Raw genomic sequence first — 15,439 nt, forward strand, 5'->3', positions numbered from 1 at the left:
TTTTAGATGATTAAAATAACTGTGTTGAGCGCTATGGCTACTCCGATAAAACAGGGACCTCCATGGGGTACTCCCCATCGAAGCAGGCCCGACAGTATTCGTTCCCGCCGCCCACGGATTGATTGAGCCCGTCCAGGGAAATGTAGGCCAGGGAATCCGCTCCCAGAATTTCCCGGATTTCCTCCACGGATTTTTTAGCCCCAATCAAGTACTTCCGTCTTGGAGTATCGATGCCAAAGTGGCAGGTGTGGGCCACTGGCGGACTGGTCACCCGGAAGTGGACCTCTTTGGCCCCGCCTTCCCTGAGGATTTCCACCAGGCGCTTGCTGGTGGTCCCCCGGACGATGGAGTCATCAATGATGATAACCCGTTTGCCCTCAATAACCTCCTTAAGAGGGTTGAGCTTCATGCGTACCCCCTGCTCCCGCTGCTGCTGATTGGGAGAAATAAAGGTCCGTCCGCTGTATTTGTTCTTAATCAGGCCCATGCCGTAGGGAATCCCCGAGGCCGTGGAATAGCCAATGGCCGCAGGAATACCGGAGTCCGGCACCCCAATGACCACATCGGCTTCCACTGGGGCCTCCTTGGCAAGGATCATCCCGGCCTGGTGTCTGGCGTGATACACACTGCTCCCTTCCATGATGGAATCTGGACGCGCGAAATAAATCTGCTCAAAGATGCAGGAGCGCTTGCCCACCCAGTTCTTTTGACCGTAGGACTGGAGACCATTTTCGTCGATCACGACGATTTCACCAGGGTTTAAGTCCCGGATTAGCTCTCCGCCGATGGCGTCAATGGCGCAGCTTTCGGAGGCTAAAATGAACATATCATCCTTTTTCCCAAGGCAGATGGGCCGCAGGCCGTAGGGATCCCGAACACCGATGAGCTTATCCCCCAGCGTGATGACCAGGGCATAAGCCCCTTTGATGATTTCCACCATGCGCTGGATGGATTCGATGATGCCGTGGCGCAGACCCCTGGCAATGAAATCCACCATCACCTCGGTATCGATGGTGGTCTGGAAGACCACCCCGTTATCCTCTAACATTTCCCGGAGGGCCTTGTCGTTAATCAGGTTGCCGTTATGGGCCAGGGCAATCTGCCCACTGGTTAAATTGACGGATAGGGGCTGGGCATTAATCACCCCTCCTTCACCGGAGGTAGAATAGCGTACATGGCCAATGCCTATGTTTCCTTTTAGGTTTTTTAAGACATTGCCTTTAAAGACATCACTGACTAATCCCACATCCTTATGGGTATTGATCTTTCCCCCGCGGTTGACAGAAATACCAGCACTTTCCTGACCTCGATGCTGAAGGGCAAAAAGACCATAGTATAACAGTGGGGATACGTTCATATCGGCCTTTGGGGTATATACCCCGAGAACGCCGCACTCATCATGAAATTTATCGATACTGCTCATAATTTTCTCGTTTATTCCTTCTCGTTTTATGAATTCCCCCAAATGTAAAAATCAGGCGGCCATGCTTCCTTGTCGGCTACGGTTAGCCGTTGACCCGCTTCATCATTTCCTGGTAGGCTTCCTCAATGCCGCCCATGTCCCGTCTGAAACGGTCCTTATCCAGCTTTTCACCAGTTTTCACATCCCAGAACCGGCAGGTATCCGGTGAAATTTCATCGGCTAAAACGATGGTACCATCCGTGGTTTTACCATATTCTACCTTGAAATCAATGAGGTTGACGCCCCGTTCCATGAAGAATTCCTTTAGAATGGCGTTGAGCTTTAAGGTGTATTCCCGGATGGTGGCGATTTCTTCCCGGGTGGCCAGTTTAAGGGCCACAGCGTAGTCATCATTGATGAAGGGATCACCGTAATCGTCGTTTTTATAACTAAATTCAAAGATGGGTTCCTCAAAGACGGTCCCTTCGGCCACACCTAAACGCTTGCTGAAGGAGCCGGCAGCGGTGTTACGGACAATGACTTCCAGGGGAAAGATGGTCACAGCCTTAACCAGCTGCTCCGTGTCTGAAAGTTGTTCGATGAAGTGGGTGGGGATCCCCTGGGCTTCCAGCATGGGGAACAGAACGGCGGTCATCTTGTTGTTGATGACACCCTTCCCGCTGATGGTGCCTTTTTTGGCGCCATTACCAGCGGTGGCATCATCCTTATATTCAATGATGAACTGATTGTCATCATCGGTTTTAAATACTTTTTTAGCCTTACCTTCGTACAATTGTTCTAGTTTTTTCATGGTTATTTTCTCCTTCACAAATACGTTTTACAGCATCTTCTGCAGATTGGCGTTCTTTTCAATGACCTGGTCGTTGAGAGCAACCTTGTAGGCCTTCATCTTCTCCCGGATTTGGGGATATTTGATGGAGAGCATCTGGGCGGCCAGAATTCCAGCATTTTCGGCACCGTTGACGGCCACAGTGGCTACCGGGACGCCCGATGGCATTTGGACGATGGACAACAGGGAATCCAGCCCCCCCTGGAAGGAGGTTTGGATGGGGATTCCAATGACTGGCAAGGGAGTCATCCCGGCGATGACCCCTGGAAGATGGGCCGCCTTCCCGGCGGCTCCAATAATCAGCTCGATCCCGTTGTCTTCAGCGTTTCGGGCGTAATCAAAGATTTTATCAGGGTTTCTGTGGGCAGAGATGACCTGGGCATCGTATTCGATGTCGAATTTTTCCAGAGCAATGAGACATTTCTTGACGATATCGAAATCGCTGTCGCTCCCCATAATAACGGCTACTTTAGGCATGTGCTTCCTCTTTCTTTATAAAAAATGCGTTCCGAATCTCGGTTCTTTTAAGCTGTTTTTACTTATAATATGCCACACCGGATTCGAAGATCTTCTGATCCTTTTCTCCGGGGATATTCTGATATAAACCGGTTCCCACCCGTTCAGAGTGGCCCATCTTACCGAGGATCCGGCCATCGGCGCTGGTGATACCCTCCACAGCCCAGGTGGAGCCGTTTAAGTTATAGCGACCGTCCATGGTGGCATTGCCCTGGGCATCCACGTATTGGGTGGCAATCTGGCCCTTCTTAATCAGCTCTGCCATAACGGCATCACTGGCGATGAAGCGGCCTTCACCATGGGATACCGGCACCCGATAGGTCGCCCCCACTTCGGCACCGCTCAGCCAGGGTGACAGGTTGGAGACCACCTTAGTCATGGGAATAGCGGAGATGTGCCGGCCGATGGTGTTATAAGTCAAGGTCGGCATGCCAGGCTTCATATCCACAATGTCACCATAGGGCACCAGTCCCAGCTTGATTAAAGCCTGGAAGCCGTTGCAAATCCCCAGCATGAGACCATCACGGTTTTTGATAAGGTCCATGACGGCATCCTGCATGGCTTGGTTTCTAAAGACAGCCGCAATAAATTTACCGGAGCCATCGGGCTGATCCCCGGCGGAAAAGCCTCCGGGGATCATAATCATCTGGGCATTTTTAATGGCCCGGACCATATCAGACATGGAGCTTTCAATATCTGTGGCGGTGCGATTGCGGAAGATGACGGTTTCCGGAACGGCACCAGCCTTTTCAAAGGCCCTGGCAGAGTCATACTCACAGTTGGTTCCCGGGAAAACAGGAATGAACACCCGGGGTGCGGCAAAGGTCTTTGCGGCACTGATTACAGGGCCAGCGGTATAGGATACATTTTCCACCGGTCCCTCCACAGAGACATTTTCAGGATAAACCCCGGACAGAGTTCCCTGCCAGGCTTCGATAATCGCATCCAGATCAAGGCGAAGGTCTCCCAGGGTAATGGCGGGATCCGCGGTCGTTTCGCCCAATAGCAGGGCGTTGTCTAAATCTTCTGTGGCTTCCACAATGATCGCACCGCAATTGGGGCTGAAGAGGAAGGCTTCGTCCAGGGTATCGGACAGACGGATCCCCACCTTATTGCCCATGGCCATTTTAGCCAGGGCCTCCATGACCCCCTTCTGACCCACGGCCTTAGCGGCTACCACTCGAGCGGATTTGGTCATTTCATGGACCCCGTCTAACATCCGGGCAACAGAGTCATAATCCACCAGGCCTTTGTCATCCCTGGCGATGCCGCAGAGATAGAGCTTATGGCCAGGTGCCTTCAGTTCACCCGTAACGATGCGGTCCACCCGTCCAGCAGTGACCGCAAAGGAAATGATGGTGGGGGGCACGGTGAGATCCTCAAAGGTACCGGACATACTGTCCTTCCCACCGATGGCCGGAATCCCCAGGGCCTGCTGGGCTTCAAAGGCTCCCAGCAAAGCAGCGAAGGGGCGTCCCCATTTTTCCGGGTCATCCCCCAGGCGTTCGAAATATTCCTGGAAGCTCAGGCGGGTCTTTCTGAAGTCTCCACCCATGGCCACCACCTTCGCCAGGGATTCGACCACGGCGCTGATCCCGCCGTGGAAGGGGCTCCATTTAGCCACCTCTGGATTGTACCCATAGGTCATGATGCTGCAGGTATTGGTATCGCCATGCTCCACGGGAATCTTTGCCGCCATTCCATCCTGGGGGGTGAGGGCATATTCTCCACCGAAGGGCATGGTCACCGTGCCGGCCCCGATGGTGGCATCAAACATTTCTGAGAGACCCTTTTGGCTGGCCACATTGAGGTCTGCCATCATCTCAAGGGTCCGTCCGGCAATATCGCCAGTGATTTCAACCTCCGGTTTGTCCTGGGGTTCCCGGACTACGACATCTGTATACTGGGCCGCCCCATTGGTGTCTAAGAAGGCCCGGGAAAGATCCAGAATGGTATCTCCCCGCCACTTCATGACGAGACGGCCGGTATCGGTCACCACCGCCACCGGGGTGACTTCAAGGTTTTCTGCATTACCCATGGCGATAAAGGCATCCACATCTCCTTCTGCCACTACCACGGCCATGCGTTCCTGGGATTCAGAGATGGCCAGCTCTGTGCCGTCTAACCCCTCGTACTTCTTCGGTACTTTGTCTAAATCGATGTCCAGGCTATCTGCCAGCTCTCCGATGGCCACGGAAACCCCGCCGGCACCAAAGTCGTTACACCGCAGGATCATCCGGGCCAGTTCCGGGTTCCGGAACAGGCGCTGAATCTTCCGTTCTTCAACGGGATTTCCCTTCTGGACCTCAGCCCCACTTTCGTGGATGGATTCCTCGGTGTGAGCCTTGGATGAGCCAGTGGCCCCACCACAGCCGTCCCGGCCAGTCTTTCCACCCACCAGAAGGATAATATCCCCCGGTTGGGGGCGTTCCCGGCGGACGTTTTCTTTCGGAACCGCAGCGATGACGGCCCCGACCTCCATGCGTTTGGCCAAAAATCCTGGATCGTAAACTTCCACCACCTGCCCGGTGGCCAAGCCGATTTGGTTCCCATAGGAGCTATAGCCATGGGCCGCTTCCTGGGAGATTTTCCGCTGGGGCAGCTTTCCTGGAAGAGTATCCTCAATGGCTGCCCGGGGGTCCCAGGCGCCGGTCAGGCGCATGGCCTGGTAGACGTAGCTGCGCCCGGAAAGGGGATCCCGAATGGCGCCTCCTAAACAGGTAGCCGCCCCCCCAAAGGGTTCAATTTCCGTGGGGTGGTTATGGGTCTCATTCTTGAACATGAGGAGCCAGTCTTCATCCTCACCGTCGTGATCCACAGAAATATTCACACTGCAGGCGTTAATTTCCTCAGACTCATCCAAGTCAGGAATTAATCCCCTCGCTTTGATGTCCTTCGTCCCAATAACTGCCAGGTCCATAAGGGTGACGGGGCGCTCTGTATCCGCACCATAAAGCACATCCCGGGTGCCGTCATACTTTTCAAAGGCTTCTGCCACTGCGGCATTCACTGGTCCCTTTTCAAAGCTGATGGCTTCGAGGCACGTTGAAAAGGTGGTGTGTCGGCAATGATCAGACCAATAGGTATCGATCACCTTAAGCTCCGTGAGGGAAGGTTCTCGTTTTTCTTCATCCCTGAAATAGGTCTGTACAAACTGAATATCTGCGGGGCTCATGGCAAAGCCCATGTTGACCCGGTAGGTCTCCAACGCTTCCGGGGAATAATGACAAAAACCCTCTATCCGCTCGATGGGTGCCGGTTCTTTGGTGGCATCACTGAGGGTCTGGCGTGTTTCCAGGGACGCCTCTCGAGAGTCTACAGGGTTAATCATATATTCTTTGATTCGATCACATTGGGTATCATCGACATCCCCATCGACAACTACCAGTTTAGCGACTTTGATGGCTGGACGATCCCCGGCCAAAATTTGGATACACTGAGCTGCTGAATCCCCGTGCTGGTCATATTGTCCAGGAAGGTACTCGGTGGCAAAAACCCGCTCACCGTCTGAGAACGCCATGGCATCCTCCCCCACATCATCCACATTCGGTTCTGAGAAAATAATATTTTTCGCCTTCTCCATGATGTCATCATCCAACATTTCCACATCATACCGATAGATGATACGGATACCACGCAGCCCTTTGATGTTCAGGATTTTACGGAAGGTTTCAGCCAGAGCCATTGCTTCCGTATTAAATCCCGGTTTCTTTTCTACGAAATATCGTTTGATCACTACTACTCCACCTTTATATTTGATACAGCTATTGTACTCTCTTTTCGCATTTTTTGCAACTTTTTTCAATGGAATTTGAAACGATAGAGCAAAATATTCCCCTTTAAACATTTTCATTTTCTATCATATTTACAATTTTTATGAAAACACATCATTTGTTGCACACCCCTGTCCTTTACTCATATAGTCTGCCAAGACAGTGTACAATGTTCTTTTGACAATAGGCTTAGCGATGTGGGCATCCATTCCCGCTTCCCTGGATTTTTGACTATCCTCTTCATAAGCGTTGGCCGTCATGGCAATAATGGGCAAGGTGCGGACATCCTGTCGCGGCAGTTTACGGATGGTCTGGGCTGCGGTTAAGCCATCCATTACAGGCATCCGAATATCCATAAGGACAGCATCATACCACCCCTCAGAAGAATTCGATACAGCCTCTACAGCCTGGGCACCATCCCAGGCCTTTTCAACCTGACATCCCACCTTGGTTAACAATCGCTCTGCAATTTCTGAATTCAGGGGATGGTCCTCACACAATAAAACCCGGCTTCCTTCTAAAATATCCAGGGACACCGTTGTCTGATTTTCTTCCCCTGTCCCTGAGTCTAAAACCTCTAAGTCTAAGATTACCGTCATGCAGGTCCCTTCCTGGGGATGGCTTTCCACCATAATCTCGCCTTCCATGAGGTCCACCAGGCTTTTGACAATGGCTAAACCGAGACCGGACCCCGCGGAGGTCGTTGTCACTCGATTTTGTTCCTGGGAAAAGGGCATATACATTTGATTTTTCACAAAATCCGGGCTCATACCAATCCCCGAATCCTTTACGGTAAATTGCGTTCGCCAACGCCCCGGCCGCTGGGATTTCCCGCCTTGGATATTAAAGGTCACCAGACCTCCCTTGGGAGTGAATTTTATAGCATTGGATAAAAGATTGATGAAAATCTGCTTCATCCGAACCAAATCTATAAAAACATCCCGATTCTCTAGGGAACCATCGGTTTTTAAGACAAAATCCACCCCCTTTTCAGCCGCTGTTGGATCGACCATATCCCAAATATTTTCAATAAACGAACGAAATTTCACGCGCTCTGGCCCGAGAATCATCTTTCCGCTTTCAATCTTATTCATATCAAGGGTATCATTTATGAGGGAGAGCAGATATTGGCCCGACTCTCCTATTTTTCGGATATTCTCCCGGAGAATTCCGGCGTCGGTTTCATCTTCGGATAAGGCGACCAGCCCCACAATACCATTCATAGGTGTTCGCATATCGTGGCTGATTCGAGAGAGAAAATCAGTTTTAGCTTGGTTGGCCTTCTCCGCCATGGTTAAAGCCGATCCAATTTCCTGAAGACGTTTTTGTTCTCGCAGATGATCTTCCGTTACATCAATTTTTTCAACGAGAATACGGGTATCATCCTTCGATAAATAGGCATATTTTTGCATTTTATAGCGCTCTTCTCCATCGATACCCTCTGCAAAGGTCACACTAAACGTCGGTTTTTTCCCAAGCTTTTCGATAAGGGATGGCAACGCAATGGCCTCATATAAGGATTTACGCTCCCCAGGGACAACGACCTTTTCAATGAAATGACGGATAGCTTCATCATAATCCGGGTAGGGATTATGCGATTGAACCAATTGTTCCTTTTCCTTTTGCGTTGTAATATGGAACGTCTCGTTCACCGTGTCAATTATCCCGAGGAAATCATATTCTTCATTCGTAAGATGCTGGATAATCATCTCTTCCTGGAGCTGTTCATCCATATCCACTAAATAGAAAAACGCCTCGATTTCCCGAGTAGTCGGGTTTTCCATAATAATAACCTGAGTCCGGACACGATGGCGGTGTCTATTTTTCATCGCAACCCAATGGATTAAGCTTTGTTCTCGTTCACCCTGACACGCACAGTTTAGGAGTGCATCTCTGGAAAACAATTCCAGATACTGCTCTTGCTCCTTTTTATTGGGAAGAAATTGGCTTGTAAATGCGATGATCTCCTGGATATTCTCCAACGCTTCAACGGTCTGTCCCACAGGTCCGGGAATGATGAGCTCCAAAAGACGGTTTGTTGTCAAATTCCCATGGAACACAGAAATGGCATCTGGCATGGCGCGCACTAAAGAATCCCTCTGCCGCGCATAGGATTTTTCAATCTCTTTTTGGGCGGTAATGTCGGTGGCCGTACAAGCTACCTTAATGCGCCTACCTGTCTCATCATAGATCGCCGTAAATCCATAACGATGCCAGAATTCCTGACCTTCGATTCGATTAATCACCTCACACGTAGCACTCGGAGCCCCTGCCTTCATCGCCTCAAAAGCACTTCGCAGAACAGGTTCATAATCTGGATGGGTAAATTTTTTCTCGAACCAACAATCGGGATAATTCTCCAGGTATGCCGCAATCCCAAAAAACTCCCGACCATTAAATTCCAAAGCCGAGTCCGTGTCTGGATAATACTCAAAATACATCATTCCAGCACTGTTGATGGCGGCCTGCATGGAGGATTGGGTTTCCGACAAACGCCCCTGGACATCAGACAGAGCACCACCCAAATTTGAATCCGGCGCCTTTAGATATTTGCTCCCAATTCCGATGGCAATTTCCGGATAGCCTGCGCCATCACACAATACTCGGTAGCTTAGATCCAGCCAGCCCCAGGTATCATCGTCATTCTTAATTTTAATCGCCTGGCGAGCGTTTTCTCCCCCCTGGATTTTTGCGTACAATCCCCGGTAGGCCTCTACCCAATCCGGATGGATCTTTCCTGTGCGCACATGGCTCTCCGGGACATCCTCGTCCCAACCCCCTTGCCCTATACGCTCAAGCTCTTCTCCAAAACGGTATAAGCGTTTTTCGTTAATGTTGTATTCCCAATACTGCAGCCCGGCCTGGGCTAAGGCGGTCTCCATCACCGCTCGTGCTTCCGCCCTTATCGATTCAAACATGACTTTGACACCATCCATGTCATACCCTCGCTTTTTCATTTTCTTCAGCTTAAACTTTTTTTATTATAACATAATCCAGGCCCAAGGATGACCTCATCCAAATCTTTTCCCTCAAGGACCTGTTTTTTTCAGAAAAAGCTGTTATAATGAAACTATATTATACGGCAAGCCCATTATAAAGGAGGTTTTTATGAAAGTTATCTATCTGCATCACAGCGGCTTCATTGTCGAACTGGAAAAGGTCACCCTGATCTTTGATGCCATTACCAATATCCAACCCCATTTTTTACGGAAGGGCCGGAAAAATATCTTCTTTGCTACCCACAGTCACAAGGATCATTTTGCCCAGCGCATCTTCTCCTATGGCACCGATTATAATTCCACTTATATTTTGAGTGACGATATTAGTAAACGTGGGGGGAGTAACATTAGCTATGTCCATCCTTACGAAACCTTGGAAATAGACGGGGTAACCATTAAGACCTATGGGTCTACAGACCTGGGGGTCTCCTTTCTGGTAGAGGCTGAGGGAAAGACCATCTTCCACGCCGGCGATTTAAACTGGTGGGATTGGGACACCGAGGAACGCCCGCACATCGACCCGGTAGCCGAAGAAGCGGATTACAAGGCAGAGATTGCCAAATTGAAGGCAGATCTCCAGAACACCATCATCGATGTGGCTTTCGTCCCTGTGGATGGACGCCTGGGAGGCTCTGCCACCAAGGCCGCCGTCTACTTCATCGATGAACTCCATCCCAGGGTCCTGGCGCCCATGCATTTCTGGGATGACTACAGCCTGGTGGGTACCCTGACCAGTAAAGTTTACGGCTCTGGTACGGAAATCCTCCCCATTGAAAAACGAAATGAGATTATTTTCGAGGATTAAACACGCAAAATTGATTTGCCACGCAAAAGCCCACCGGATATCCCTCAGGATGTATCGGTGGGTCTTTTTGCATTTTACTTGAATATTATCCGTCTGACTGTCATTTCAGACTACCGCTCCGCGGCGATCTTGGCCAGCTTGGAAAGGCGATGGTAGACCCCGGATTTGCCCACGGGGGGGACCATCATCTCCCCCAGCTCCTTGATGCTGGCGTCGGGGTTTTCCAGGCGAAGGGTGGCCAGGGCCTGGAGGCTGAGGGGCAGGCTTTCGAGCCCCGGACCGTCGGCAATGGCCTGGATATCCGCCAGCTGTTTTTCTGCTGCGGCGGATACCTTGTTGAGATTGGCCACATCGCAGTTGACCTTCCGGTTGACATCGCTGCGCACTTCCTTCATCACCCGGATACTCTCCACGTCTAAAAGCGCCTTATGGGCCCCGATTAGGCCAAGAAAACCGGAGACACTCTCGGCTTCCTTGGCGTAGAGCACCTCCGATGCCTTCCTCGTGATGAGATTGGTCTTAATCTCATAGTGGCTTAATATCTGGGCCAGGCTTTTGAGATAATCCTTTTGCTTTCCTGCCAGCTCCAGGCGATAGCCCTTTTCTGGATCTGATACCGAGCCACAGCATAAAAACACCCCCCGGATATAGCTTTTAATAAACCGCTGCTTGGAGCTGAAAAAGGGGGGGATCTCGTTGACATAAAAATTTTGATGCTTTGCATTATGGCGCAATATCCGCAGGTCCTTTAAGACGCGCACGACATCCCCCATGATGGTGACTTCGTACAGGCGATGGTTTTTAAACTGCTTGCGCTTAAGGATCTTCACACTGGGGATGATGCCGTAAAGCAGCTTGACCATGCGGAAGATACGCCCTGCCACAGCTGGATTTTCAGTTTGAACGCTGATAACCTGGGGGACCAGCGCTGCATCCACCGCCACCACGGCCACCGGCGCCAGTAGACCCGATAACTCCGCCCGAACGCAGCCGTCGGCTTCAAAGGGCTGGGCACACAGATCCTTCTTTACCTGCTGGGAAAAACTCATTTGATGCCACCATCAAGGTAGACCTGAAAGACCTGTCTGGCCAGCTCGTCGGCATCGTGGCGGACCCGCCCCATATCCTGGATGGCATAATCCCCCAGAAGATAATCATAACCCGGAAGGATCTTCCCAATTTTTACCGGGGACGCCCCGGATTTATGGTACCGCGTAATGGCCTGGGTCCCCAGATCACCATCGTTGGCCACGATGTACTGAAAGAGCGGACGCTCCTTAAAACAACAATGGGCTTCAATGGCTTCTATATGGTCAGCCTGGCTGTAACCCGTGGTTTCCCCGGGCTGGGTCATCAAATTGGCAATGTAAAACTTCTTAGCCCGACTTTCGGTAATGGCCTCTTCGACCCCCTCCACCAGGAGATGGGGAATGACACTGGTGTATAAGCTTCCGGGTCCAATGATGATGATATCTGCCGCCTTGATGGCATCCAGGGTTTCCGGCAATGCCCTGGCCACTGATTTTAAGGCCACATGATCCACAGCGGTATCGTTTTCCTTGACCGCCTGGGGAATACGGGATTCACCCTCTATAATCTGTCCATCCTTTAAGGTCCCCAGGAGGACCATCTCATCCAGGGTTACCGGGAGGACCCGGCCGGTAATCTGCAGGACATCCGAGGTGCGACGCACCGCATCGTAAAAATCGCTGCTGATGCCTGCCATGGCTGCCAGGAAAAGATTCCCAAAACTATGGCCGTCCAGACCCCCTCCTCCAAATCGATAGTTAAACAGGGACTGCATAACGTTCTCGTCATCGGCCAATGCCAGTATACAATTACGGATATCCCCAGGGGGAAGAATGCCTAAATCCTCCCGGAGCATACCAGAGCTTCCTCCGTCGTCAGCCATGGTAACCACTGCCGTTAAACGGTTGGTATATTTTTTAAGGCCACGGAGAATAACCGATAATCCCGTTCCCCCACCAAAGGCCACAACCCGGGGATTTCGGACCCGGACCACATCCTTTAAGGTGAACTCACGAATATACTCTTTAATTTCCATATTCAGCCTCCTAAAGTTCTCGGTTTTTTTCCATATCCCGATGGTCGATGGCCGTCAGATACCCTTGCTTTCTAAAGGCCTGTTCCAACAGGTATGCAAAGGTGACCGAGCGATGCTGACCGCCCGTACAACCAAAGGCGATTTCAACGTGCTCCTTCCCCACATTTTTGTATTGGGGGATGACAAAGGCCACCAAATCAGCAACCTTATCATAAAAGGTCCGGGCCTCGGGGAAGGACATCACATAGTCCCGAACCTCAGCGTCATTGCCCGTTTTGTCCCGAAGCTCCTTTTTATAAAAGGGGTTGGGCAGGAATCGCACGTCAAAGACGAAATCAGCTCCCATGGGCATGCCGTATTTAAAGCCAAAGGAAGATACACTCACCCGGATTAAGGCGTTGCCGTCCTCATTCTCCAGAATGCGGTCAATGGCCTTCTTCAGTTCCTTCACGCTCATCCCCGTGGTATTGATGATATGATCGGCTTCATCCCGAAGGGGGGCAAGCTTTTCCCGCTCCATCTTAATGGATTGGGTGAGGCTTCCGGCCCGGTCTGTCAGGGGATGCTTTCGCCTGGTGGTCTGGTATCGGGTTACCAGGGTTTCTGGATCTGCCTCCAAAAACAGGATTTCAACCCCATTATTATTATTTTTAAAACTACTCAAAGCCGATTGAAATTGCTCATTGAAAATATCCCCGCGAATATCCGTCACCAGGGCAAGGTTATCAATTTCTGAATCCCCGGTTCGACAAAGTTCGACAAAGGTGCGCACCAACTGGGGCGGCACATTATCCACACAAAAAAAACCTGCATCTTCTAAAATCTGTATGGCCTGGGATTTCCCAGCGCCAGATAAACCGGTTACGATGATGGTTTGCATCGCCGCCTCCTTTCATTCCCTTCTTGACACCGCCAGCTCTCTCCCTACTCACAATTGACAATCCGTGTGATGGGTACGCCGGCTTCCTCAGCAATTTTAAAACCGCCCTCCACCTTTCCAAGGGTGGCCACCCGATGGGCGTCGCTATTGATGGCAAATTTCCCACCATAGGGCAAAATTCGCCTCAGCTCCTGAGCATTGAGATGGCTGTGCCGGGGGTTAATCTCTAAGATCACCCCCTTTTCTGCCGCCTTTTTCCCAACAGCATCCACATCAATGGGACACTTATCCCCAGGATGGGTGATCATCTTCAAATCATACTGATCCATCATGGCCAAATAAGCGGCTGTGTTACGCGCCCGGGTTTTTTTCTTCATCCAAGGGAACACGTAGGTAAAGTAATTTCGGAGCATCAAATGAATAAAATCCGAAAAGCGATGGGGAATATAGGTATAATGGTAGCCGGCATAAATCCAGTCACAATTCTTAAGCTCCTCCTCGCCAATGTCGATGGTTCCGTCTGCTCCGATGATGTTAGATTCTACCGAGAGGTAAATCTCAATATCGTCATACTTAGCGTTCAGGGCATCGATTTCTGCCCGCATTTTGGCAAAATTTTCCTTTTTCACCCCGTATAGGGGGTGGCTTCTTCCATGGTCTGAAATGACAATGGCTGAAAGCCCCTGCCGCCTGGCCTCCTCTACCATCTCTGTGATGGTCCCCAGGCCATGGCTGTAGGTGGTGTGGGTGTGCATATCACAAATTAGTCGCATTCTTCTCCAATCATAATGACTTCCGTCTTCAGGGCGATGCCGTACTGGCCCAGGACCTCTGCCTGCACCTTTGCAATGAGGTCCTGAATATCCCGGGCGGTGGCATCACCACCATTGATGACGAAACCCGCATGCTTTTCAGAGACCCGGGCTCCGCCAACGATGGCCCCCTGCATTCCACTGTCCTGGATGAGCTTTCCCGCAAAGTAGCCCGTCGGACGCCTGAAGGTACTCCCAGCACTGGGATACTCTAAGGGCTGCTTACTGCGCCGCCTGTCGTTAAAGTCTTTCATTTTTCCCTGGATGGTATTGTAATCCCCATCCCTTAACCGTAGTTTAACCCCGGTGACCACCCATCCCTGCTCCTGGATGCTGCTATGACGATAGCCAAAATCACAGCCCTCAAAGTCCAGGGTAGCACCGGTGCCATCTTTTTTAATGACTGTTACGCCTTCGACGATATCCTTCATCTCACCGTCGTAGGCCCCGGCATTCATCACCACCGCCCCACCGATGGACCCCGGAATCCCCGAGGCAAATTCCATACCGGTTAAGACGTGCTCCAACGCCACATCTGCCACGTCCCGAAGCAGGGCCCCGGGCCCGGCAGTAATGGCGGTCTCCGTCACCTGGATCTGTGAAAGGGCCTTGGTTTCGATGATAATGCCGCGGTATCCCCCATCCCGTACCAAAAGATTGCTGCCATTTCCCTTTAAATAATGGGGCAGTTCCTGGGCCCGGCAGAAGGCTAAAACTTTTTCTAATTCCTGGGTATCCTGGGGCAGCACAAAAAAGTCTGCTGGCCCCCCAACCCGAAAGGATATATGTTTCGCCATGGGCTCATCCACCAGAAGATGTCCAGCCCCGACGATATTTTCTAAATATTTCTGAATCTCTTTTTTTTCCAAAATCAACACTTCCTCCCGTGCTTTTCAAAATTATTATAGCACACAAATCCTTTAGCCCCAATAAAAAAGCTTCCTTAAAGGAAGCGCCAGAGCGTAGACAAAGTGGTGTAGCGCGGTTAGGGTGAGGATAAAAAAGATTCACCCCGGACCCCAGCAGTCGCTTGTTGCCAATCGCCTTTGGCTCTTGGACAAGCGTTGCATGGGTGCTATATCCCAAATCAAAGATTTGGATAGCACCGCAAGGCGCTGACGAACAAAGGGAAAGTTCTCATTCGTCAGTGCGCAAAACCTTCGGTTTTGATAGGGTTTAAGGCCGGTTAGCCTTCTTGATTTGATGAAAATCGAAACCGCCAGCCCGCAGGGGCAGCCAGGGTTCTCGTATTTTTATCATCACCCTTCCCTGGGTTTGTCGACAGTCTGAAGCTTCCTTAAAGGAAGCGCTGGTCCCTGCTCGTCATCCGGCGGCAA

At 51.0% G+C, this 15,439-nt stretch carries 11 protein-coding genes; 1 reads left to right on the plus strand and 10 read right to left on the minus strand.

Annotation, left to right across the window (positions count from 1 at the left end; translation table 11 throughout):
• Positions 1 to 37: 37 nt before the first annotated feature.
• The 5 genes from purF to BLU30_RS07545 all read right to left on the minus strand — a co-directional run bounded on the left by purF (position 38) and on the right by BLU30_RS07545 (position 9,477).
• The gene (gene purF, locus BLU30_RS07525) at positions 38 to 1,423 is read right to left on the minus strand and encodes an amidophosphoribosyltransferase (protein WP_090245165.1); all 1,386 of its coding nucleotides are present in this window, start codon (positions 1,421 to 1,423) and stop codon (positions 38 to 40) included.
• A gap of 82 nt (positions 1,424 to 1,505) precedes the next feature.
• A complete protein-coding gene (purC, locus tag BLU30_RS07530; protein ID WP_090245167.1) occupies positions 1,506 to 2,213 on the minus strand; it encodes a phosphoribosylaminoimidazolesuccinocarboxamide synthase in 708 nt (235 codons plus the stop codon).
• Between the two features lie 27 nt (positions 2,214 to 2,240).
• A complete protein-coding gene (gene purE / locus BLU30_RS07535; RefSeq protein WP_090245168.1) occupies positions 2,241 to 2,729 on the minus strand; it encodes a 5-(carboxyamino)imidazole ribonucleotide mutase in 489 nt (162 codons plus the stop codon).
• A gap of 58 nt (positions 2,730 to 2,787) precedes the next feature.
• On the minus strand, positions 2,788 to 6,453 hold the full coding sequence (locus tag BLU30_RS07540) for a phosphoribosylformylglycinamidine synthase (RefSeq protein WP_479691029.1): 3,666 nt from the start codon (positions 6,451 to 6,453) through the stop codon (positions 2,788 to 2,790).
• 189 nt (positions 6,454 to 6,642) lie between these two features.
• On the minus strand, positions 6,643 to 9,477 hold the full coding sequence (locus BLU30_RS07545; RefSeq protein WP_176770866.1) for a response regulator: 2,835 nt from the start codon (positions 9,475 to 9,477) through the stop codon (positions 6,643 to 6,645).
• A gap of 172 nt (positions 9,478 to 9,649) precedes the next feature.
• Here BLU30_RS07545 and BLU30_RS07550 point away from each other — a divergent pair, with 172 nt between their 5' ends.
• A complete protein-coding gene (locus tag BLU30_RS07550; protein WP_090245174.1) occupies positions 9,650 to 10,345 on the plus strand; it encodes an MBL fold metallo-hydrolase in 696 nt (231 codons plus the stop codon).
• A 110-nt stretch (positions 10,346 to 10,455) separates the two neighbouring features.
• On the opposite strand, the gene whiA is transcribed toward BLU30_RS07550, so the two are convergent.
• The 5 genes from whiA to murB are packed head-to-tail and all read right to left on the minus strand — an operon-like array spanning position 10,456 to position 14,974.
• Positions 10,456 to 11,394 carry a DNA-binding protein WhiA gene (gene whiA, locus BLU30_RS07555; RefSeq protein WP_090245175.1) on the minus strand — a complete coding sequence of 313 codons (939 nt, stop codon included), beginning with the start codon at positions 11,392 to 11,394 and terminating at the stop codon, positions 10,456 to 10,458.
• Positions 11,391 to 12,410, minus strand: a complete 1,020-nt coding sequence (locus BLU30_RS07560; protein ID WP_090245177.1) for a gluconeogenesis factor YvcK family protein — start codon at positions 12,408 to 12,410, stop codon at positions 11,391 to 11,393. Before BLU30_RS07560 ends, whiA begins: the two co-directional genes overlap by 4 nt.
• Positions 12,411 to 12,420: 10 nt before the next feature.
• Entirely contained in the window at positions 12,421 to 13,290 is an 870-nt protein-coding gene (gene rapZ, locus BLU30_RS07565) for an RNase adapter RapZ (protein ID WP_090245179.1), read from the minus strand.
• Between the two features lie 44 nt (positions 13,291 to 13,334).
• Positions 13,335 to 14,063 carry a PHP domain-containing protein gene (locus BLU30_RS07570; RefSeq protein WP_090245180.1) on the minus strand — a complete coding sequence of 243 codons (729 nt, stop codon included), beginning with the start codon at positions 14,061 to 14,063 and terminating at the stop codon, positions 13,335 to 13,337.
• Positions 14,054 to 14,974 (minus strand): UDP-N-acetylmuramate dehydrogenase, encoded by a 921-nt coding sequence (gene murB, locus BLU30_RS07575; RefSeq protein WP_422717896.1) that lies wholly within the window; start codon positions 14,972 to 14,974, stop codon positions 14,054 to 14,056. The genes BLU30_RS07570 and murB overlap by 10 nt, the downstream gene beginning before the upstream one ends.
• Positions 14,975 to 15,439: the final 465 nt, after the last annotated feature.

Origin of the sequence: Eubacterium barkeri, from assembly GCF_900107125.1 — a bacterium.
In the GTDB taxonomy this organism is placed as follows: domain Bacteria; phylum Bacillota; class Clostridia; order Eubacteriales; family Eubacteriaceae; genus Eubacterium_O; species Eubacterium_O barkeri.

Excerpts from the sequence above, each read along its gene's own strand:
- purF (WP_090245165.1), bottom strand. The coding sequence starts at position 1,423 with ATGAGCAGTATCGATAAATTTCATGATGAGTGCGGCGTTCTCGGGGTA.
- purC (WP_090245167.1), bottom strand. The coding sequence starts at position 2,213 with ATGAAAAAACTAGAACAATTGTACGAAGGTAAGGCTAAAAAAGTATTT.
- purE (WP_090245168.1), bottom strand. The coding sequence starts at position 2,729 with ATGCCTAAAGTAGCCGTTATTATGGGGAGCGACAGCGATTTCGATATC.
- BLU30_RS07540 (WP_479691029.1), bottom strand. The coding sequence starts at position 6,453 with ATGGCTCTGGCTGAAACCTTCCGTAAAATCCTGAACATCAAAGGGCTG.
- BLU30_RS07545 (WP_176770866.1), bottom strand. The coding sequence starts at position 9,477 with ATGGATGGTGTCAAAGTCATGTTTGAATCGATAAGGGCGGAAGCACGA.
- BLU30_RS07550 (WP_090245174.1), top strand. The coding sequence starts at position 9,650 with ATGAAAGTTATCTATCTGCATCACAGCGGCTTCATTGTCGAACTGGAA.
- whiA (WP_090245175.1), bottom strand. The coding sequence starts at position 11,394 with ATGAGTTTTTCCCAGCAGGTAAAGAAGGATCTGTGTGCCCAGCCCTTT.
- BLU30_RS07560 (WP_090245177.1), bottom strand. The coding sequence starts at position 12,410 with ATGGAAATTAAAGAGTATATTCGTGAGTTCACCTTAAAGGATGTGGTC.
- rapZ (WP_090245179.1), bottom strand. The coding sequence starts at position 13,290 with ATGCAAACCATCATCGTAACCGGTTTATCTGGCGCTGGGAAATCCCAG.
- BLU30_RS07570 (WP_090245180.1), bottom strand. The coding sequence starts at position 14,063 with ATGCGACTAATTTGTGATATGCACACCCACACCACCTACAGCCATGGC.